We start from the raw sequence: 21,714 nt of genomic DNA, 5'->3' as shown, positions 1-21,714 counted from the left end.
AACCATGTCGACCGGCAAGCAGCTCGCTTCGCTGCTCCTGCTCACCACCGCGCTGTGCGTACCCGGCGCGGCTCTTGCGCAGGATGCTGCGCCCGGTACCGGTGCCGAAGGCGTCCCGGCCGAGGAGGATCCGGCAACCGACGCCCTGCTCGCCGAGCAGGTCGAAGGCGTGGACGACACGCCGCAGGAAGACGACACGCCGCAGGAAGAAGAGTTCGAGGAGCCCGAGGTATCGGTGCCGGGCGGCGCGATCGTTGTCACCGGACGCCGGCGGCAGGATGTGACCCGCGCGTCGACTCAGGTCGTTTCGGTGCTCGACACCGCAGCCATCGCCAGGACCGGCGAGGGCGACATCGCCGGCGCGCTGACCCGCGTGACCGGTCTTTCGACGGTCGGCAACGGCCTCGTCTTCGTGCGCGGCCTGGGCGATCGCTATTCGCTCGCCCTGCTCAACGGCCTGCCGCTGCCCTCGCCCCAGCCATTGAGCCGCGTGGTCCCGCTCGACATTTTCCCGACCAGCGTGGTCGCCTCCAGCCTCGTCCAGAAGACCTACTCCGCCAACTACCCCGGCGAATTCGGCGGCGGCGTGATCAACCTCACCACCCGCGCGATTCCGCAGGAAAGTTTCCTCACGATCAGCGGCGGGCTGAGCGGCGACACGGAGACCACTGGCGGCGTCGGCTACACCTATTTCGGTTCGAGCTACGACTGGTTCGGCTTCGACGACGGACGCCGTACCATTCGCCCGGAACTGCAGAATTATCTCGACAGCGGCCTGCCCATCAACAGCCCCGATGTCGATCAGGAAGCGATCCTGCTCGAGCTGGGCGATCCCAATCTGATCCTGCTGCAGAGCAACAGCGGCCTGCCCGTCAATGTCTCGGCCGGCATCACCGGCGGCACCAGCTTCGACGTGTTCGGAGACGGCCAGTTCGGCGTCATCGCCACCGCCTCGATCAGCAACAAGTGGCGCAACCGCTTCATCACGCAACAGACCGCGGTTGGCGAGGAGCTCAATCTCGACAGCGACGGCAACGAATTCGTCACCGACAACCGCATTCTGGTGAACGGCCTGCTGGGCTTCGGGCTGGAGGTGGGCGAGCACCGCTTCCGCTTCACCAATCTCTTCATCCGCGATTCGCTCAAGCAGGCATCGCTGGCCGAAACCTTCGATTTCCAGAGCGACGACACCGACCTCGTTCAGAACACCGCCTGGTACGAACGCCAGCTGTTCGATACGCAGTTCACCGGCGAACTCGATTTCGGCGACCTCAATGTCGACCTGCGAGCAGGCTATGCCCAGACGCAGCGCGAGGCACCGTATGAGTGGACCTTCACCTATACGCGCACGGACAACCCGAACGATCCGCTGGGCAACATCTTCCTCAACACGCTCGACGGGCAGCGCGGCAGCGCGATCGTCGCCTTTTCCGACCTCACCGAAGACCTCTATTACGGCGGCCTCGACGTCAGCTATCAGCTGACTGACTGGCTCGGCGTGACCATCGGCGGCGCCTACACCGATACGCAGCGCTTCTCCTCGCGCCGCGAGTTCGATTTGCGCGCCCAGGGCGATTTCCCCGATGTGTTCGGTGCTTTCCGGCCCGATGCGCTGCTAGGAGATTCGCTGATCGAGTTCGGCTTCGATCGCGAAGCGCAGGACGCCGCGATGATCGGCCCCTTCGGCTTCACAATCTTCGACACGACGGGTTCCGATCCTGCCTTCGAGGCAGGACTGGATATCAGGGCCGGCTACATCCAGAGCCGGGTCCAGCCGGTAGACGGTGTCTCGCTCGATCTGGGCGTGCGCTACGAGGATGCGGTGCAGCAGGTCATCCCGCTCGGCCTCGACGGGACGCCCAGCGGCTCGGCCAGCAGCTCGCTGCTCGAGAACGACTATTTCCTGCCCGCGGGTACGCTGACCTGGGAAATTTCCGACAGCCTGCAGGCGCGCTTCAACGCTTCGAAGACGATCGCGCGGCCGCAGTTCCGCGAGCTGATCTTCCAGACCTATTTCGATCCCGAAACCAACCGCCAGTTCAACGGCAACCCGCAGTTGGTCGACAGCGAGCTGACCAATTACGAGGCGCGCCTCGAATATTACTGGGGTTCGCAAAGCCGGGTCAGCCTCGCGGGCTTCTACAAGGATATCGAGCGCCCGATCGAGGTCTTCTCCAGCTTCTCCGACAACGAGCAGATCAGCGGCTTCGCCAATGCGCCGGCCGCCACGCTCTACGGCGCGGAATTCGAGCTGCAGTGGAACAAGGATCTCTATACGCTGGGCGGGGACTGGTGGGAGAGCAAGCGCCTGGTGGCGGTGGCGAACTACACCTACACCCAGTCGGAACTGAAAGTAACCGACGACGATATTGCGCAGGTCTTCCCGTCCGCACCCCAGCCGGCGACCAACTTCTTCCGCGATGGCGTTCCGCTGACCGGGCAGAGCGACCATCTGGTCAACCTGCAGCTTGGCCTGGAGGATCTCGACCGGCTGAGTCAGGCCACAATCCTGCTGAGCTATGCCAGCGAGCGCGTCATCAGCCGCGGGACCAGCAATTTGCCCGACATCATCGAGAATCCCGGCCTGCGCCTCGATTTCGTGGTGCGGCAAGGCTTCGAACTGGCGGGCAAGGAACTGGAGCTCAAGCTCGAGGCGCGCAACCTGACCGGGCGCGACTACGAAGAATTCCAGACCAATGGCGATACCCGCATCGACATCAACAGCTACGATGTCGGCACCAGCTTCAGCGTTTCACTGTCCGCTGAATTCTAGGGCTCTCGAAAGCCTTCTTCCCGAAAAGGGCCGTCCGCAAGGGCGGCCCTTTTTTCATCGGTCAGCGCCGCAATTGGCCCCGGATTGCGCCACCGGGATGATCCGCGGTGTGGACATTCACGTAGAAGGCGGCGGGATTGGCGCGGATGGCATCGATCGTATCGTCATCGGCCGAGGCACAGCCGCTGACCTCGCCAGAGGTGGGCGCTTCCAGAGTCACCACCGGCGGCCCGGCGACACCTGCGGCACCGCTGTGGATATGCGCCGCGGTTGCGGGAGAAATGCCGGTTACGGCGATCTCGTAGCACACCTGGTTGACCACATCGTCGACCAGCGAAATCTCGGCGGTGCCGCTGCCATCGGGATCGCCAGCTGCGCCGACTTCCGCTGCACCGGTCAAGGCGGCGGTGTAGGTTGGACTCAGGCTTTCGGCGACCGGTTCGGCAATCGTCTCGCATCCGGCCAGGGCCAGAGCCGCGATGGCTATCGGTGAAGCTTTCGCAAGCTGATATAGCATTGTTCTCTCCTATCGTATGCCTTGTCGACCGATAGGAGCAGCGATGGTTCCGCGATTCCCGATCAATGCGAATCGTAAACGTAGCCCAGCGACCGCACGGTCCGCACCCTTTCGCCTGCGCCGGCGTTGCGCAGGGCCTTGCGCAGGCGGCCGATCCAGACATCCACCGTGCGTTCGTCGATGGGCGGCTCCTGCTTGCCCAGCGCCTCGATCAGGTCCGGGCGGGTGAGCACCCGGTCCGGGTTTTGCGCGAAGAACCGCAGCAAGCGGAATTCATTGGGCCGCAGGTCGAGCGCATGGCCCGCCCAGCGCGCCTGCAATGCCGCCGCATCAATGGTCAGTTCGCCCAATTCCAGCCGCTCGGCAACGCCGGGCTGCGAGCCGCCAGACTGCAGCGCCATCACCCGGTCGAGCACCTTCGTGCGGTCGAGCGGGCCGACCACGTAATCGTCTGCCCCCGCCTTCAGCGCGCGGCGCTTGTCGTCGGGCTCGTCCTCTTCCAGCACGACGGTGATATGCGCATCGTGGGTCCGCGGATCTGCGCGCAGACGACGGCACATTTCGAGGCCGGAGAGATCGTCCATGACCCAATCGACGAAGGCGCACACCGGCCCCTCCACAACGCGGTGCGGTCCATCGGCATAGAGGCGACCAAAGGCATAGCGGGTTTCGCCATGCATGAAGTCTTCGAGTTGTTCGCCCAACCGGCCGGTCAGGAAGATATTGATGGCTTGCACGCGGTTCTCGTCCCACCCTGTCGGGCAAGCGATGGCGCGGGCATGTGACGTGATTGTGACCGCGCGCGACAGCCGTGTAACACTTTGCGATGGCGGCGGTTTGCCTATCCGTCCTTCAGCGTCAAAGACCAGTTGCGCGGCGCGGTGGAGGCGACGCCGACCGGCATTTTCGGCACATAGGGTTTTTCCAGCCGCGCGACCTCGTCCTCGGTCAGGTCGAGCGTCATGGCCTCGACCGCCGCGGCGATATGCCCCTCTTTCGTCGCGCCGATGATCGGAGCGGTGATCCCCTTGGCGAAATGCCATGCGAGCGCCACCGTCGCCCGGGAAGTGCCGCGCGCCTCGGCGATTTCGCCGACCGTCTCGACGATCTCGCGATCGGCTTCGGGCGTCTGCGTGTAAAGCATCTTGCCGAAACCGTCAGTCTCGCTGCGGACGGTGCTTTCGTCCCATGCACGGGCGAGCTTGCCGCGCGCCAGCGGGCTCCACGGAATGAGGCTCACGCCCTGGTCGCGGCACAGCGGGATCATCTCGCGCTCCTCCTCGCGGTGGAGCAGGTTCACGTGGTTCTGCATCGAGATGAAGCGCGTCCAGCCATTGGCGCGCGCCACCTCCTGCGCCTTGGCGAATTGCCACGCGGCCATGCTGGAGGCGCCGATATAGCGCGCCTTTCCCGCCTTCACGATGTCGTGCAGCGCCTCCATCGTTTCCTCGATCGGCGTGTGATCGTCCCAGCGGTGGATCTGGAAGAGGTCGACATAGTCCATGTTAAGCCGCGTGAGGCTGTCGTCGATCGCCTGCATCAGGCTCTTGCGCGACAGACCGCCCGCATTGGGCGCCTGGCGCCACGGCAGGAAGGCCTTGGTCGCCAGCACGATCTCATCGCGCTTGGCGAACTCGGGAATCAGCTTGCCGACCACTTCCTCCGATGCGCCCATCGAATACATGTTCGCCGTGTCGAAGAAATTGATCCCCGCCTCCACCGCCTCGCGGATAAAGGGGCGGCTCTCGTCCTCGGACAGCACCCAGTCGCCGTGCCAGCCGCGGCTGGTGTCGCCATAGCTCATGCAGCCGAGGCACAGGCGCGAAACCTTGAGGCCGCTGGGGCCGAGATTGACGTATTCCAACTGTCGTTCCTCCTAGGAGAGAGTCATGCCGCCATCGACGCGGATTGTTTGGCCGACGACGTAATCCGCCAGTGGCGAGGCAAGATAAAGCGCCGCGCCCGCCATGTCCGCAGGCGTCCCCATTCGTCCGGCGGGAATGCGCGCGATCGCCCCGGCGGTACGCTGTTCATTGTCGGTCGTGACCTTGGTCAGCTTGGTCGGCACGAGACCCGGTGCGATACCGTTGACGCGGATACCCTCCGCTGCCCAGGCCTGCGCGAGGCTGCCGACGAGGCTCACCGCGCCCGCCTTGCTCGCGGCATAGGCCGGATTGCCGATCATCGCATGGAAGGCGCCGACCGAGCTGACCACGATAAGCGACCCGCCGCCGTCGGCCAGCTTCGCCCGAACCGCGCGGGCGCAATCCATCAGCGAGTCGAGATTAACCGTCATCACGGCGTCCCACCCCTCGCGTTCGAATTCCTCGCGGCGATAGCGGACGATGCCCTGGCACAGGACGACGACATCGAGCCGGTCGGGCAGATCGAACCCTGCAATTCCATCGCGGTCCGACACATCGAGCGGATGAAACTCGAGGCCGGTTAGATCACTCCCCTCCTCAGCGGAGTAGTCGTCCGCAGAGCCGCGCGTGCCGGTGACATGAACCACCGCCCCGCGCTCGCGAAAGCCGTGCGCGATGCCGTTGCCGATTCCGCTCGTGCCGCCGATGACGAGCACGGTCTTGCCGGAATAGTCGAGCGGATCGGTCATGCAGCCCTCCTCAGATCGAGCGCGAGATCACTTCCTTCATGATCTCGTTCGTGCCGCCGAAAATGCGGGTGACGCGGGCGTCGCGCCACAGGCGGGCGATCGCGTATTCGTTCATGTAGCCCGCCCCGCCATGCAGTTGCAGCGCGGCGTCGCAGACTTCCCATTGCAGGTCGGTGTGCCACAGCTTGGCCGCGCTGGCCTCGTCGGTGGTCAGCTCGCCCGCAAGGTGCTTCTTGATCGCCCAGTCGAGATGCGCCCAGCCAACCTGCAGCTTGGCTTTCAGATCGGCCAGCGTGAACTTGGTGTTCTGGAATTCGAACACCGTCTTACCGAAAGCCTTGCGGTCCTTGGTGAACTTCACCGCCTCGTCGAACGCGCGCTGCGCCCCGGCCTGCGCGCCCACCGCGATACCGAGACGTTCCTGCGGCAGCTCCTCCATCAGGTGGATGAAGCCGCGTCCTTCGCCGCCGAGCAGATTGGTCATCGGCACGCGGCAGTCGTTGAAGAACAGCTCCGACGTATCGGCCGAATGCTGGCCGATCTTGTCGAGATTGCGCCCGCGCTCGAAGCCCGGCGTATCGGCGTCGACCAGCACCAGGCTGGTGCCCTTGGCGCCCTGCGTCGGATCGGTCTTGGCGACCACGATCACGCAATCCGCATTCTGACCATTGGTGATGTAAGTTTTGGACCCGTTCACCACGAGGTGATTGCCGTCCTTCACCGCCGTAGTGCGAATGCCCTGCAGGTCGCTGCCCGCACCCGGCTCGGTCATGGCGATGGCTGTGATGATATCGCCCGATACCATGCCGGGGAGATACTTCTCGCGCTGTTCGTCGGTACCGAGCCGCTCGAAGTAATTTGCCGTGATATCGTTCTGCAGCGTGAAACCGGCCGAGGATCCGAGATAGCTCAGTTCCTCGGTAATCACGCAATTGAAGCCGAAATCGAGGCCGAGGCCGCCGTTCTCTTCCTTTACCGTGGGGCACAGCATGCCGGCGTCGCCCAGCGCCTTCCACGCCTCGCGCCCGACGATGCCCTCGGCCTCGTGCTGGTCCAGATGCGGCGTCATGTGCTCCGCAAAGACCTTGCGCACGGTGTCGCGGAATGCTTCGTGATCCTCGTTATAGGCGGTGCGATAGCTGGTATCGAGCATGGCTCATGCTCCCTGGAAACGCGCGAGGCGCTGGCTGATGATCTCGTCCGCCTCGGCCATGATGCGGTCGATCAGTTCCTTGCAGGTCGGGATATCGTCGATCAGCCCAGCGACCATGCCGCAGGACCATGCGCCTGCATCCATGTCGCCTTCGGTCATGATGCGCGGATAGACGCCCGCGACCTGTTCGATGATATCCTCGAACTTGAGGTCCGCGCCCTTCTCTTTCTCGATCTGGAGCAGTTCCTCGACCGCGTCGTTGGTCATCACCCGCTCGGTATTGCGCAGCGGGCGCATGACGAGGCGGGTGTCGAGTTCGCTGGCGGCGACGATTGCCTTTTTCACATTCTCGTGCACCGGCGCTTCCTTCGTCGCGATGAAGCGCGTGCCCATGTTCATGCCTTCCGCACCCATTGCGAGGCTGGCGACGAGGCTGCGCCCGTCTGCCATGCCGCCGCTGGCGACGAAGGGGATTTCGAGCTCATCCGCCGCGCGGGGCAGCAGGATCATGTTGGGAATGTCGTCTTCGCCCGGGTGCCCGCCGCATTCGAAACCGTCGACCGACACCGCATCGCAGCCAATCGACTGCGCCTTGAGGCTGTGGCGCACGCTGGTGCATTTGTGGATTACCTTGACCCCGGCGTCCTTGAAAAAGGGCAGCACCTGTTGCGGATTGTTGCCCGCGGTCTCCACCACCTTGACCCCGCCGTCGATGATCGCCTTGACCAGACCCGGATAATCGGGCGCGTTGACCGTCGGCAGGAAGGTCAGGTTCACGCCGAAGGGTTTGTCAGTCATGTCCTTACACTTGGCGATCTCGTCGGCGAGCTTCTCGGGCGTTCCGAGCGTCAGACCCGTGATGATGCCGAGGCCGCCCGCATTAGACACCGCCGCCGCCATTTCCGCGAAGCCGACATAATGCATGCCGCCCTGGATGATCGGGTGTTCGATGCCGAACATTTCGGTGATGCGGGTTTTCATGGGCAGCCTCTCCTCACAGTTGCTTTTCGCAACCGGTATCGGCGGGGAGGCCGAGAGTCTAGCGCTTCGCGAGCGCCTCGAGCGCGGCGAGGAGATCGGTACCACGCTGCGTCAGTGCGAGCTCGCTGCCGACCTTCTCCGCCAGGCCCTCGCGTTCGAGGTCCTCGCCATCGGGCGCGCGCATCACCCGGCCATAGCGCCCGCCATGATAGATCAGCGGCTCGGTGTCGCGCCGGTCGAACTCGATGACTTCGCCAAGAAAGATCGCGTGGTCGCCGCCTTCGTATTCGAAGCGGGCGCGGCAGCCGAAGCGGGCGGCATAGCCCTCGATCAGCGGCGCACCTTCGGGGCCGTCGCCTCCGTCCAGCCCGGCGAACTTGTCGCTGCCGGGCCTGGCGAAGCGATCGGACATCGGCTGCTGATCGGCGGCCAGCACATGGACAGCCCAGGTCTCCGCATCGCGGAACACCGGCAGGGTGCGCGATTGCAGCGACAGGCTCCACAACACCATCGGCGGATCGAGGCTGACCGAATTGAAGCTGTTCGCGGTCAGGCCGAAGGGCTGCCCTTCCTCGTCACGCGCGGTCACGATCGTGACGCCGGTCACAAAGCTGCCCAAGGCGTCGCGAAAGGCTTGTGCGTCGAACATCGCGCTCTCGGTAGTCACGGGCCGCGGCAAGGGCAACAGCGGTGTTGCAAACCTCTCCGCCCAGCTTGTCTGGGAGGCACATCCACGCATGCAACATGATTGCAACACAGCGGCAGTTCTATGACAGCTCCGCATCCGCAGCGATTGACGAAGTGAACGTTATCAAATAGGTGAACGTTCACATTATGGTGACCGATGCGCGACAAGTGCATGGTTTTGGGAGGAGAATCACCGATGAAATTTACGCCTAAGCGCTCGCTCGTCACGTATCTGGCCGGCGCATCGGCAGTTGCGATGGGCGCGGCTGCGGTCCCCGCCATGGCGCAGGACGAGACGGCACAGGAAACCCGCGACGGCGACGAAGGCGAAGTCGTGGTCGACGAGGGCAACGTCATCGTTGTTTCCGGTATCCGCGCCAGCCTTCAGGATGCGATGAACATCAAGCGCGACGCCATCGGCGTCGTCGATGCGATCTCGGCCGAAGACATCGGTAAGTTCCCCGACACCAACCTCGCGGAATCGCTGCAGCGCATCACCGGCGTGTCGATCGACCGCCAGAGCGGTGAAGGCTCGACCGTTACCGTTCGCGGCTTCGGCCCCGACTTCAACCTCGTTGTCGTCAACGGCCGCCAGATGCCGACCTCCACGCTGGGCGACGGCTTCTCCGCCCCCTCCTCGCGCAGCTTCGACTTCGGCAACCTCGCTTCCGAAGGCGTCGCGGGCGTCGAAGTCTACAAGTCGGGCCGCGCTTCGCTGCCGACTGGCGGCATCGGCTCGGTCATCAACATCAAGCTCCCGCGCCCGCTGGACCGCCCCGGCTTCCAGGGGAGCATCGGCGTGAAAGGCGTCTACGACACGTCGCGCTTCAGCGGCTTCGACGTCACCCCGGAAGTCTCCGGCATCGTGTCGAAGACCTGGAACGACGACACGGTCGGCATCCTGATCGCCGGCTCCTACCAGAAGCGCAAGGGCAGCCAGGCGCAGTTCGTCACCGGCAACTGGCGCCCGGGCTACACCGGCGCGGAAAACAACTGGGGTACGCTGGCCCAGCCGGGCGATCCGCGGTTCGACAATATCGAGAACCGTCCGGGCCCGGACGATGTCTACCAGGTGCCGCAGAGCGTCGCCTACGACTTCTTCAACTTCGAGCGTGAGCGCATCAACGGCCAGGCCGTGCTGCAGTACAAGCCGAGCGACACCGTTACGCTGACTGCCGATTACCTGTTCTCGCAGAACACCTTCGACAGCCAGCAGGACAGCATCGGCATCTGGTTCAACCACGGCGATACCTCGAGCGCCTGGACCGACGGCCCCGCGGCCGGTGCGCTGTTCTATGCCGAGCGCTTCGGCCCCGGCCCCGATGGCCCCGACGGCCCCGGCATCGGCAAGGACCTCGCCATCACCGGCGCGGTCGGCGCGAACCGCAGCGTCAACCACTCGATCGGCGGCAACATCGCTTTCGAAGGGGACAGCGGGTTCCGTGCCGAACTCGACGCGCATTATTCGACGGCGGAATCCAAGCCGACTTCGCCTTTCGGCAGCGGCATCGCCGTCGGTACGGCGATCTTCGGTGTGGAATCGCAGGTGGTCGACTACACCAGCGAAATGCCGGTCATCTCGGTCGAGATGTATCCCGGTGCCGAAATCGACGCCCCGAACATCCGTCCGGCCGGCAACGCCTTCCGTAACGCGTTCTTCCGCGACGAGATTACCGAAGTGACTTTCCGGGGTGGTTACGACTTCGACGCGTCGTTCATCGACAGCCTCGACTTCGGCGTGACTTATCTCGAGAACAAGGTCCGCAGCGCATTCGGTGTCATCCAGAACGACACCTGGGGCGGTACGCTGTCGCGTGCCGACACGCCCGACGACCTGTTTAGCGAGCGTGACCTGTCTTCCGACCTTGCAGGTGTGGACGGCAGTAACGATCCGGCGATCATCCCGACCTACTTCCGGATCGACACCGAAGGTCTGATCGGCCTGCTCGACGATCGCCTCGGTATCTGCGCGCGCGCTCAGGAACCGGGTACCTGCCTTGCACCGTACGATACCGACCGGCGGATCACCGAAACCACGCTGGCACCGTATCTTCAATCCTTCCACGACTTCGACCTCGGCACGATGCGCGCCACCCTGCGCCTCGGCCTGCGTTGGGAAGAAACGAAGGTGGAATCGGCTGCCCTCACCCCGATCCCGGTCGGAACGGTCCAGGTGGCCGCCAACGAGATCAGCGTGATCAACGCTCCCGATGCTGACTTCACCAGCCTCACCGGCAGGTATGACAACTGGCTGCCAGCGGTCGATTTCAGCCTCGAGCCGGTTCAGGATGTCGTGGTCCGTGCCTCGTACAGCCACACCATCACGCGACCGACCTACAACAACCTGCAGGGCGGCATCACCGTGGCCCAGCCGCTGCGCGTCGGCGCCGGCGGTAGCCAGGCGAGCGCGGGCAACCCCGGGCTACTGCCGTTCAAGTCGAAGAACATCGACCTGTCGGCCGAGTGGTATTACGATGTCGCCAGCTATGTGTCGGTGGGCTTCTTCGACAAGCGGGTGAGCAACTTCATCGGTAGCGGCACGACGCAGACTCCGCTGTTCAACCTGCCCGACCCCTCGCAGGGCGCGGCGGCCAACGCAGCGCGCAATGCCCTGGGCCAGGATGCGACCTTCGAACAGATCGTCGCCTGGGTACAGGACAATCGTCCGGCCAGCTACGATCCGAACGTCGGCACCGCCGGCGGGATCATCGGCCAGCCGGGCGATCCGGAGGTGATTTTCACCTTCACGCAGCCCTTCAACAGCGACCAGAGCGCGCATCTGTGGGGCTGGGAATTCGCCGTCCAGCACAATTTCTGGGACACCGGCTTCGGCGCGATCCTGAACTACACGATCGTGAACAGCGACACGGCCTATGACGTGACCCTGCCGTGGACCGTGACCCAGTTCGCCGTCACCGGCGTGAGCGACAGCGCCAACGCGGTTCTGTTCTATGACAAGAACGGCCTTCAGGCCCGTGTTGCCTACAACTGGCGTGACAAGTTCCTCGCCGGCTTCGACCAGGATCCGTACTTCATCGACGAGTACGGACAGCTCGATGCCAGCGCGAGCTACGAGTTCGACAACGGCCTCTCGATCTTCGCCGAAGGGATCAACATCCTGAACGATGATCGCAATGGCTTCCGTCGCAACGAACTGGCGAAGTTCTTCGTGGCACCGGGCTATGCCCGTTACGCCGCCGGGGTGCGCTTCACCTGGTAACCGACGCGGACGGCTCCTCGCCGCCCTACGGCCCGACGAGAGAGCCGCGCTGCCCCAAGCAGTGCGGCTCTTCTCTTTCATGGCAGCGAGATATGCCGCTATGGTACATGCAATGACCGACCGGATCGAACAGCTTGTCATCGTCGGCGGCGGGACCGCCGGGTGGCTGGCCGCCTGCGTGATGGCGGCGCGTCGGCCGGAGCTGGCCGTCACGCTGGTCGAAGCGCCCGATATTCCGACCATCGGCGTGGGCGAAGGCAGCTGGCCAACCCTGCGCGAGACGCTGCGCACGATCGGCATCGCCGAAGAAGACTTCCTGCGCGAATGCGACGGGTCCTTCAAGCAGGGTTCGCGCTTCGATGGGTGGACCACGGGAGAGGATGGCGACAGCTACCTTCATCCGTTCACGCCCCCGCCCCTGGCATCGTCTGTGCGCGACATGATCGCGCTTCTGGCAGGATGGCGGGAAGTCGCGCCCGACGCGCCTTTTGCCGTGGCCATGACACCGCAGGCCGTCGCCTGCGCCCGCGATCTCGCGCCGCGCCAGCGCGCAATGCCCGGTTTCGCCGGAGCACTGAACTATGGCTATCACCTCGATGCGGGGAAATTCGCCAACCTGCTGAAACGCCATGCGACCACGCGCCTCCGCGTCAGGCATATCAGCGACCGGGTTGCCGGAGTTATCGGCACGCCGGAGAAGATCGAGGCCCTCGACCTCGCCCAGACAGGCCGACTAAATGGTCATTTCTTCATCGACTGCAGCGGGTCGCGCGCGATCGTGATCGGCGGCCATATGGGCGCTGGCTGGATCGACCGGTCCGACGTTTCGCTCAACGACAGCGCGCTGGCAGTACAGGTTCCGGTGCCAACCGAAAGCCCGATCGCCTCGCAAACCATCGGTACCGCGCATGAGGCGGGCTGGCTGTGGGACATCGCCCTGCCCCGCCGCCGCGGCATCGGCTGCGTCTATTCCTCGAAATTCCTCGCCGACGACCGCGCAGAGGCCATTCTGCGCGATTATATCGGTGCAGCGGTTCCGGACGCAGACCTTGCCAGCCTATCACCGCGTAAGCTCAGCTTCGCGACCGGTTATCGCGGGCAGTTCTGGAAGGGCAATTGCCTCGCCGTAGGCCAGTCGGCCGGGTTCATCGAGCCGCTTGAAGCTTCCGCCATCGTGATGGTGGAACTCTCGCTAAAAGCGCTCGCGGACAACTTCCCCGCGACCGAAGCGACACTCGCGATCCATGCCGACCGATTCAACGCGTTGTTCCGGTACCGCTGGGAGCGGATCGTCGATTTCCTCAAGCTGCATTACGTGCTCAGCCGGCGGAGCGAACCCTACTGGCTGGCCCAGCGCGATCCGGCGGTCGTGCCGCAGCGTCTCGCCGACCAGTTGGCCCTGTGGCGGGAACAGCCGCCCTCCGCCTGGGATTTCCCCCAAGTGGATGAAGTCTTTTCTGCGGCGAGCCAGCAATACGTCCTCTACGGCATGGGCTTCCCCGTGCCCGAGCCCGCCGGCGAGGGCGCGACGCAACAGGCGCTATCCAGACTTGCCGAGGTACGCGAAAGGTCTCGCGCGCTGGCAGCCGCGCTGCCGACCAACCGCAGCTATATTGACGCATTGACGAACCCGCCGGCCGATGCGGCCGCGCACGGAGAACTGGCCCGATCATGACCAACCACGCGATCCTCAACACCGGCGACCACGGCGATCTTCGCGTGCACACGCATGCCGATGCCGCGCTGGGCGATGCCGCGATGGCCGCGCTCGCCGTGCCGGCCGAGTTCCGCCGGTTGCAGGGCGAATATCCTATCCTGTTCAAGCGTGACGCCGAAAGCGGCGCGTTCTCGGCTCTCGCCCTCCTCGGATTCGAGAATGGCGAAAACCTGTTCCTGCAAGGCGATCGCTGGGACGCGGGTTATCGCCCGATGTCGATGGCGATCCAGCCCTTCCTCATCGGCCGCTCCGAATCCGGTGAGGGACAGGGCCAGGTGCATGTCGACCTCGACCATCCGCGCATTTCGACGAGTGGCGAGGGGACGCGTGTGTTCGACGAGGACGGCAAGCCCACACCCTATCTCGAACGCATCGCAGAAATGCTCGGCGTGCTCGACGAAAGCTATCGCAGCAGCGGCGACTTCTTCGCTGCGCTGGAGCGCTACGAACTGCTCGAGCCCTTCACGCTCGAGGTGCCGCTGTCCGATGGCAGCAAGAATTCGCTGGTCGGCTTTCACATCGTTGACGAGGCAAAGCTGCGCACGCTCGACGGCGACGCATTGGCCGACCTGCATGGTAACGGCCACCTGTTCCCTATCTTCATGGCGATGGCCTCGCTCTCGCAATTGTCCGGCCTGATCGCGCGCAAGGATGCCAAGCAAGCCCGTGGCTGACGCCGACCCTCCCGTCTTTGCCTCGATGAAACGAGTCGAGGAGCGCGCGGCCGACGATGCCGCGGCATTGTCCGCTTTGCTCGACGAGGTGGAGGGGCCCTTCGTCGTGCGCGGGCTGGTGAAGGACTGGCCACTGGTCCGGGCGGGTCTCGAAAGCGGGCGCGCGGCCCGTAAGTATCTACTCGACAAAGCGTGTGCGGCGCCCTTCACCGTCACCATCGGCCAGCCGGGCCGCGACGGGCGACTGTTTTACGACGACGATTTCGGCATGAACTTCCGCACCGCACGCGGCAAGCTGGCCGACATCTTCCGCGGGTTCGACGAGAACGAAGGCCGCAAGGACGCGCCTGCGATCTACCTCACCTCGGTGGACATGGGCACTTTCTTCGACGGTCTTGTGGAGGACAACCCATCGCCCGTGCGCGACCGGAAGCCCTCGGAGCGAATCTGGATCGGCACCGACACGCGGGTCGCGGCGCATAACGACTTCCCCCGCAACCTCGCCTGCTGCGCGGTCGGACGCCGCCGCTTCACGATCTTCCCGCCGGAGCAGTTCGCAAACCTCTATCTCGGTCCGCTGGAGAACACGCCCGCAGGGCGGCCGGTCAGCATGGTCGACATGCATCGGCCCGACCTTGAGGCCTATCCGCGCTTCGCCGAGGCACTGGAGCATGCGCAGGTCGTCGAGCTGGAGCCTGGCGATGCGGTCTACATTCCCTCGATGTGGTGGCACCACGTAGAGGGGCTCAGCGAATTCAACATCCTCGTGAACTATTGGTGGCGCGAGACGCCGTCCTACCTCGCCCAGCCGCAGGATGCGCTGAATCATGCGATCCTCGCCATCCGCGACCTCCCCGGAGAAGACCGCGAGATCTGGCGCAAACTGTTCGAACATTACGTCTTCGATGCCGGTGACGCCGTGACCGGTCACATCCCGGCAAAGGCACGCGGCATCCTTGCCCCGCTGACGCCGGAAACGGCCAGTCAGCTCCGCACCTACCTGCTGAGGACCCTCAACCGATGACCAGCCAGCCCCCCCGTAGACGCATTGTCATCGCCGGCGGCGGTACGGCCGGCTGGATGGCCGCCGCCGCCATCGCCCGCACGATGGGTGAGGCGGTGGAGCTGACACTGGTGGAATCGGACGTGATCGGGACGGTCGGCGTAGGCGAGGCGACGATCCCGCCGCTCGTCACCTTCAACAACATCCTCGGCATTCCCGAGAACGATTTCATGCGCGAGACGCAGGCGACGTTCAAGCTGGGCATCGAGTTCGAGAACTGGCGCGTCGACGGAGAGAAATACTTCCACAGCTTCGGCTCTACCGGACGCGATCACTGGACCGCAGGCTTCCAGCATTTCTGGATGGAAGGGTGCGAGCGCGGCCATACCGAAAGCTACGACGATTACTGCCTGGAGCTGCAGGCGGCCTACAAGAACAAGTTCGCACACCTGCCCGACAACCGGATCAATTACGCCTTCCACCTCGATGCGTCGCGCTATGCCGCTTTCTTGCGGCGGCTGGCGGAGGATGCAGGCTGCACACGCATCGAAGGCAAGATCGCGCAGGTGCAGCTCGATGGCGAGAAGGGCGATATCGCCGCGCTGCTGCTTGACAACGGGCAGCGGATCGAGGGCGATCTCTTCCTCGATTGCACCGGCTTCCGGGCGCTGCTGATCGAAGGCGCGCTGCATGTCGGCTATGACGACTGGCGGCATTATCTTCCCTGCGATTCCGCCATTGCCGTGCAGACGAAGCTGACGCGGCCGGCTGTCCCCTACACCCGCGCCATCGCGCATGATGCCGGCTGGCAGTGGCGCATCCCGCTGCAGCATCGCGGCGGCAACGGGATCGTCTATTGCAGCCGCTATTTGTCGCAGGACGAAGCGCGCGAGCGGCTGATGACCACGCTGGAGGGTGAGCCGATCACCGAACCGCGGGCCATCCCCTTCATCACCGGCGCGCGGCGCAAGCAATGGCACCGCAACTGCATCGCCGTCGGCCTGTCGGGCGGCTTCCTCGAGCCGCTCGAATCAACCAGCATCCATTTGATCCAGCGCGCTATCCTCCGCTTGCTGCGGATGATGCCGGCGGGCGAAGTCAGCGAACGCGACGTGGCAGAATTCAACGACCAGCAGCTGACAGACATGATCCAGGTCCGCGATTTCCTGATCCTGCATTACAAGGCCACTGACCGGCGCGACAGCCAGTTCTGGCGGCAATGCGCGGCGATGGAGATCCCCGAATCGCTGCATCAGAAGATCGAATTGTTTCGCGAAACGGGTCGGGTTTTCCGCAAGAACGAGGAGCTGTTCGTGGAAAACAGCTGGATCCAGGTCATGCTGGGCCAGGGAATAACGCCACGGGCGCACCACCCGATCGCCCGCAAGATGCCGGACGACGAGTTGGCCAAATTCCTCACAGGACTTCGCGAACATGTCGCCAGGACCGTGGAGAGCCTGCCGGAACATCACGCTTATGTGGCACAATATTGCGGTGCGAAAGAGGCCGAGGCAGCTTAAAGCGGGGCTGGCCAGCCCGAGGCGTCGGGCACAACGGAACGTATCGAGTTGGGGGTTGAAGAGTAACGATGGCGCGGCGCCGACAGGCAGTGACGATCAAGCACGTAGCAGCCGATGCAGGGGTTTCCCTGCAGACGGTAAGCCGCGTCATCAACAACGAGCCCAACGTTCGCCCGGAAATGAAGCGGCGGGTTCAGGACAGCATCGACAAGCTCGGCTATGTCCCCTCGATCGCGGCCCAGCGCATGAGCGGGTCGCGATCCTATCTGATCCTGGCGATCAACGACCGGGAACGCACCATCGCGGACTGGCAGGCCAGGCTCGGCACCGACTGGGTCGACCAGATGCTGCTCGGCGGCATGCTCGCGAGCGGCGAGCGGGGCTATCGTATGCTGGTGGAGCTGGTCGATACGCATAACGACCATGTCGAACGGGAGCTGTCGGCGGCCATCGCCGCCCTGCAGCCCGATGGTGTCATCCTGACGCCGCCCCACTCCGAGAATCCGCTAATCACCGGCCTGCTTGCCAACCGCAACATACCCTTTGCTCGCATCGGCTCGAAAGAGGCCGGGCCAGGTATCGCGATGACGATGGGCGACGAGCACCTCGCCGCGATCGCCACGGACCATCTGATCGAGCTGGGCCACCGGCGAATCGGCTTCATTGCCGGGCCGGACGATTACAGCCTCGCAGACTGGCGCATCGACGGCTGGCGCAGTGCGATGGCCAGAGCGGGCTTCGATACCGAGGGACTGTGTCAGCGTGGCGATTTCGGTTTCGACAGCGGGCTGACCGCCGCTCGCACCCTCCTCGAACTGCCAGACCCGCCGACGGCGATCATCGCCAGCAGCGACCAGATGGCCGTCGCCACTCTCGAGGTCGCACGGGCGAGGGGTCTCTCGGTCCCCGACGATCTTTCGCTAATCAGCTTCGACAATACGCCAATCGTACGGTTTACTGAGCCGCCGATGACCGCGCTCGACCAGCCGATCGCGGCGACGACCGCCAAGGCGGTAGAACTGCTGATCGACGGGAAACCGCGAACCGGAGAAGAAGAGCCGGTCGTGATGGAAGGCAGCCTCGTGGTGCGGGGATCGACTGGTCGGGCGCCGTTGCGTGCCGTCGGCTGAAGCGGACCAGCCCGAGGCGCTGCAGTCGGCCCGGTTCCTCTGGCTCTATGCGCTGGCAGCCGCCGGTGGCGCGGTCGCCTATGTGCCCTTCCTCACTATCCTGCTGCCGGAGCGGATCGCCGTATTCGCCGGGCAGGAAAAGGTGGAGACGCTGGCCTATGGCGCCTTCGCCGGAGCCATAGCGGCAAGCCTTGCCAATATCGGGTTCGGCTGGGCGAGCGACCGCACCGCCTCGCGTAGGCCGTGGATTTACACCGGACTTGTGCTGTCGAGCGTCCTGCTCGTCGCGATGCGCGAAGTCGACAGCCTCTCGACACTGCTGGTCATGCTGGTGTGCTGGCAGGTCGCGCTCAACATGATGCTCGGCCCGCTGTCGGCCTGGGCGGGCGACCTTGTCCCCGACGCACAGAAGGGCTTTCTCGGTGGCCTGCTGGCCTTCGCCCCGGCGCTCGGAGCCCTGTCGGCTGCTATCGTCACTATTCCCGGACTTGCTCAAGCCGACATGCGGCTTGTCATCGTCGCCCTGCTGGTGGCGGCCATGGTCCTGCCGGTCATGGTGGTCGGCAAGCCGCGCCCCATGCCGCAGCTGATGGAAACGGACGCTGCGCCGGGGCCCCGCCCCGCCGACAGTCGCGTCACGATAGCCCGCATGTGGCTGGCGCGGCTGCTGGTCCAGATTGCCGAGGCCGCACTGTTCGCTTTCCTCCTGTTCTGGTTCCGCAGCATCGACGGGGCTGTGACGGACAACGACACGGCTTTGGTGTTCGCCATCGTTCTGGGGCTCTCCGTTCCGCTGGCGCTGTACGCGGGGCGCTGGTCGGATAGGGGCAACCGGCCTTTCCGCCCCCTCACCTTGGGCGCGGGTCTTGGTACTGTGGGCCTCGTCGCAATGGCAGCAGCGGACGATCTTTCGACCGGGATCGCAGGGTATATCCTCTTTGGCTTGGCCACGAGCGTCTTTCTCGCCCTGCATTCCGCCCAGACTTTGCGTGTGCTGCCCAGGCCGCGCACGCGGGGACGCGATCTCGGCCTTTTCAACCTCACCAATACCGTTCCCTCGCTGATCATGCCCTGGCTTACACTCGCGCTGGTTCCCGTATTGGGCTTCTCAGCGCTGTTCCTGCTGCTTGCCGTGCTGTGCGCGATGGCCGGGGTCATCCTGTGGACGATCCAGCGCCGCTAGCCGCTTGACCTACCATCGGCTCCGTGGCACCTCGTTTGGGAACGTTCTCAAAAGGAATTTGGGGACACGGGGAGATAGCGAATGAAGCGTTGGGTCTGGGCCGGAGCGGCAGCATGTGCTCTGGCGGGTTGCACACAGGTTTCCGAGGTCGAACGGCCCGCCGTGGCCGCCGCGCCAGCAAGTGAGGACGCGGCGATCGCCGACATCGTGTCACGTATGAGCCTGGAGCGGAAAGTCGCCCAGCTGATCCAGCCGCAGATCAATTCCTTCACCGCTGAGGACATGGCGCGCTATCGTTTCGGCAGCTATCTCAACGGCGGCAATGGCGGCCCCTATGGCGATGAATTCGCGCCGCCGTCCGAATGGCTGCGCCTCGCAGATGAAATGTTCGTGGCCTCCACCCAGCCCCTGCCCGATGGCGAGCCGGTGATCCCGACCATGTGGGGCACCGACGCCGTGCACGGGCATACCAACGTGATCGGCGCGACCATCTTCCCGCACAATATCGGCCTCGGCGCGACGCGCGATGCCGACCTGCTGCGCCGCATCGGCCGTGCGACCGCGCGCGAGATCGAGGCCACCGGGATCGACTGGAATTTCTCGCCCACCGTCGCGGTTGCGCGCGACGATCGCTGGGGACGGACCTACGAAAGCTATTCCGAGGACCCGCAAATCGTCGCCCCGCTCGGCGTGGCACTGGTCGAAGGCTTGCAAGGCATTCCGGGCGAGGACGACTTTCTTGGCGACGGGCGCGTGATCGCCACGGCCAAGCACTTCTTCGGCGACGGCGGCACCACGCAGGGCATCGATACGGGCGATGTGAACGGCGACATTGATGCGCTGAAGGCCATTCACGCCGTGCCCTATCCGCCAGCCATCGATGCCGGCGTGCAGGTCGTCATGGCCAGCTTCAATTCGATCAACGGCGTCAAGATGCACGGCAACGAGGCGCTGCTGACCGGGGTGCTGCGCGACGAGATGGGCTTCGACGGGGTCGTCGTGGGCGACTGGAACGGCCACGGCCAGGTCAAGGGTTGCACCGTCACCGATTGTGCGCAGTCGCTGAAGGCCGGTCTCGATATCTACATGGTGCCCGACGACTGGAAGGGCCTGATGGATACGCTGATCGCGCAGGTGCGCGACGGCACCATCCCGATGGCGACGCTCGACCGCGCGGTGACGCGGATCCTGCGCGTCAAGATGCGTGCCGGGCTGCTCGATGCCGATGTCGCCAGGCCGTCGGAGCGCGGGCTTGGCCGTGACCTCTCGGTCATCGGGTCCGCCGAACACCGCGCAATCGCCCGTGAGGCGGTCGCGAAGTCGCAGGTCATCCTGAAGAACAGCGGCGTGCTGCCACTCAAGCAGGGCTCGAATATCCTCATCGCAGGCGAGGCTGCCGACCAGGTATGGCGCGCCGCAGGCGGCTGGACGCTGAGCTGGCAGGGCGGTCCCGACCTGACCGAAGACTATTTCCCCGGCGCGACCTCCATCCGCGACGGTATCGAACAGGCCGCGCGCGAGGCGGGCGGCGCGGCCACTTATTCAGCTGACGGCAGCTATGCCGATGCGCCGGATGTCGCCGTCGTCGTGTTCGGCGAGGAAGCCTATGCCGAGTTCTACGGTGACCGGAAGACGCTGGTATTCCGCGACGAAGAAGGGCTGGAACTCCTCCGCAAGTTCGATGAAGCAGGCATTCCGACGGTCGCAGTGTTCCTCTCGGGGCGCCCCTTGTGGATGAACCGCGAGATTAATGCGGCCGATGCCTTCGTGGCCAGCTGGCTGCCGGGCGGCGAAGGCGCGGGCGTTGCTGACATATTGTTCGGCAAGCGCGAGGCGACGGGCAAATTGTCCTTCAGCTGGCCGGCGGACTGCGGCGGCAAGCCGGTTAACGGCTCCGATGGCGCATTGTTCAATGTCGGCTACGGGCTGGGACTGACGCAGCCCTCCAGTTTGGCCACCTTGTCCGAAGACTGCGCCTATCTCGACGAAGCGCCCTCGGCGGACTGGTTCGCCAGCGGACGGCTCGCTGGCGACGTCGAGGCGACGGCCGGCGGCGTTGCGCTGGTCGGCCTGCGCGGCAATGCGGGCGGTATCGCCGCCCGGGGCATCGACCGTTTGCGGCAGGAGGATGCGCGCGAAATCGAGTTCTCGCCCGGCGCATCGCTCCGGCTCAGTGGCCCCGCTTCCGAAGGCGCCGCCTATCGCATCGCCTATTCGCTGCCTGCCGCGCCGACCGCGCCGGTCACGATCCAGGTCGGCGACACCGTGCTCGACGTGACCGACGAATTCCGCGTCGGCGGGGGCAAGGGATGGCGTGAAATGGTGCTGACGCAAAGCTGCATCGCAAATTTGGGCGATAGCATCACGATCACGTCGGAAGGGCCGCTGACCATGCAGATCGCCGGTATCGCGCGGCAGGATATGCCCGAGGGCGCTGACTGCTCGTTCTGAGGGCGCAGCCCGGGCGGGAAACTGTGAATTCGTATTTGCTCTGGAATGCTCGCTGAATGTAGCGCAGGCAGCAGATTGGGATGACACGGCA

16 protein-coding genes are annotated in these 21,714 nt (G+C 64.6%); 9 read left to right on the top strand and 7 right to left on the bottom strand.

Going from position 1 to position 21,714, the window contains the following annotated elements:
* The first annotated feature begins 4 nt into the window (after window positions 1–4).
* A complete protein-coding gene (locus P8Q88_RS01515) occupies window positions 5–2,773 on the top strand; it encodes a TonB-dependent receptor domain-containing protein (RefSeq protein ID WP_278322061.1) in 2,769 nt (922 codons plus the stop codon).
* 61 nt (window positions 2,774–2,834) lie between these two features.
* Here P8Q88_RS01515 and P8Q88_RS01510 read toward each other — a convergent pair whose 3' ends face one another.
* From P8Q88_RS01510 to P8Q88_RS01480, 7 genes are all read right to left on the bottom strand, one after another.
* On the bottom strand, window positions 2,835–3,290 hold the full coding sequence (locus tag P8Q88_RS01510) for a CHRD domain-containing protein (protein WP_278322060.1): 456 nt from the start codon (window positions 3,288–3,290) through the stop codon (window positions 2,835–2,837).
* Window positions 3,291–3,352: 62 nt separating this feature from the next.
* Window positions 3,353–4,027: a response regulator transcription factor gene (locus P8Q88_RS01505; RefSeq protein WP_278322059.1), complete on the bottom strand. Its 675-nt coding sequence runs from the start codon at window positions 4,025–4,027 to the stop codon at window positions 3,353–3,355.
* A gap of 104 nt (window positions 4,028–4,131) precedes the next feature.
* Complete coding sequence (locus P8Q88_RS01500; protein WP_278322058.1) at window positions 4,132–5,154, bottom strand: aldo/keto reductase; 1,023 nt, start codon at window positions 5,152–5,154, stop codon at window positions 4,132–4,134.
* 12 nt (window positions 5,155–5,166) lie between these two features.
* A complete protein-coding gene (locus tag P8Q88_RS01495) occupies window positions 5,167–5,904 on the bottom strand; it encodes an SDR family NAD(P)-dependent oxidoreductase (protein WP_278322057.1) in 738 nt (245 codons plus the stop codon).
* A 10-nt stretch (window positions 5,905–5,914) separates the two neighbouring features.
* Entirely contained in the window at window positions 5,915–7,057 is a 1,143-nt protein-coding gene (locus P8Q88_RS01490; RefSeq protein ID WP_278322056.1) for an acyl-CoA dehydrogenase family protein, read from the bottom strand.
* A gap of 3 nt (window positions 7,058–7,060) precedes the next feature.
* Window positions 7,061–8,044, bottom strand: coding sequence for an NAD(P)H-dependent flavin oxidoreductase (locus P8Q88_RS01485; protein ID WP_512700430.1), 984 nt, complete (start codon window positions 8,042–8,044; stop codon window positions 7,061–7,063).
* 52 nt (window positions 8,045–8,096) lie between these two features.
* A complete protein-coding gene (locus P8Q88_RS01480) occupies window positions 8,097–8,705 on the bottom strand; it encodes a flavin reductase family protein (protein ID WP_278322054.1) in 609 nt (202 codons plus the stop codon).
* 216 nt (window positions 8,706–8,921) lie between these two features.
* On the opposite strand from P8Q88_RS01480, the gene P8Q88_RS01475 reads away from it, so the two are divergent.
* The 8 genes from P8Q88_RS01475 to P8Q88_RS01440 all read left to right on the top strand — a co-directional run bounded on the left by P8Q88_RS01475 (window position 8,922) and on the right by P8Q88_RS01440 (window position 21,623).
* Complete coding sequence (locus P8Q88_RS01475; protein ID WP_278322053.1) at window positions 8,922–11,945, top strand: TonB-dependent receptor; 3,024 nt, start codon at window positions 8,922–8,924, stop codon at window positions 11,943–11,945.
* Between the two features lie 112 nt (window positions 11,946–12,057).
* Window positions 12,058–13,620 carry a tryptophan halogenase family protein gene (locus tag P8Q88_RS01470; protein WP_278322052.1) on the top strand — a complete coding sequence of 521 codons (1,563 nt, stop codon included), beginning with the start codon at window positions 12,058–12,060 and terminating at the stop codon, window positions 13,618–13,620.
* Window positions 13,617–14,336: a SapC family protein gene (locus P8Q88_RS01465; RefSeq protein ID WP_278322051.1), complete on the top strand. Its 720-nt coding sequence runs from the start codon at window positions 13,617–13,619 to the stop codon at window positions 14,334–14,336. The genes P8Q88_RS01470 and P8Q88_RS01465 overlap by 4 nt, the downstream gene beginning before the upstream one ends.
* Window positions 14,329–15,360: a cupin-like domain-containing protein gene (locus tag P8Q88_RS01460; RefSeq protein ID WP_278322050.1), complete on the top strand. Its 1,032-nt coding sequence runs from the start codon at window positions 14,329–14,331 to the stop codon at window positions 15,358–15,360. Before P8Q88_RS01465 ends, P8Q88_RS01460 begins: the two co-directional genes overlap by 8 nt.
* Window positions 15,357–16,859: a tryptophan halogenase family protein gene (locus P8Q88_RS01455; RefSeq protein WP_278322049.1), complete on the top strand. Its 1,503-nt coding sequence runs from the start codon at window positions 15,357–15,359 to the stop codon at window positions 16,857–16,859. The genes P8Q88_RS01460 and P8Q88_RS01455 overlap by 4 nt, the downstream gene beginning before the upstream one ends.
* Before the next feature lie 68 nt (window positions 16,860–16,927).
* Window positions 16,928–17,989, top strand: a complete 1,062-nt coding sequence (locus tag P8Q88_RS01450; RefSeq protein ID WP_278322048.1) for a LacI family DNA-binding transcriptional regulator — start codon at window positions 16,928–16,930, stop codon at window positions 17,987–17,989.
* On the top strand, window positions 17,976–19,172 hold the full coding sequence (locus P8Q88_RS01445) for an MFS transporter (protein WP_278322047.1): 1,197 nt from the start codon (window positions 17,976–17,978) through the stop codon (window positions 19,170–19,172). Before P8Q88_RS01450 ends, P8Q88_RS01445 begins: the two co-directional genes overlap by 14 nt.
* An 81-nt stretch (window positions 19,173–19,253) precedes the next feature.
* Window positions 19,254–21,623: a glycoside hydrolase family 3 protein gene (locus P8Q88_RS01440; RefSeq protein ID WP_278322046.1), complete on the top strand. Its 2,370-nt coding sequence runs from the start codon at window positions 19,254–19,256 to the stop codon at window positions 21,621–21,623.
* Window positions 21,624–21,714: the final 91 nt, after the last annotated feature.

It is taken from the genome of Qipengyuania marincola (genome assembly GCF_029688625.1).
In the GTDB taxonomy this organism is placed as follows: Bacteria; Pseudomonadota; Alphaproteobacteria; order Sphingomonadales; family Sphingomonadaceae; genus Qipengyuania.
The sequence above is the reverse complement of the archived record's forward strand: the minus strand, read 5'-3'. Positions and strand labels throughout refer to the sequence as shown.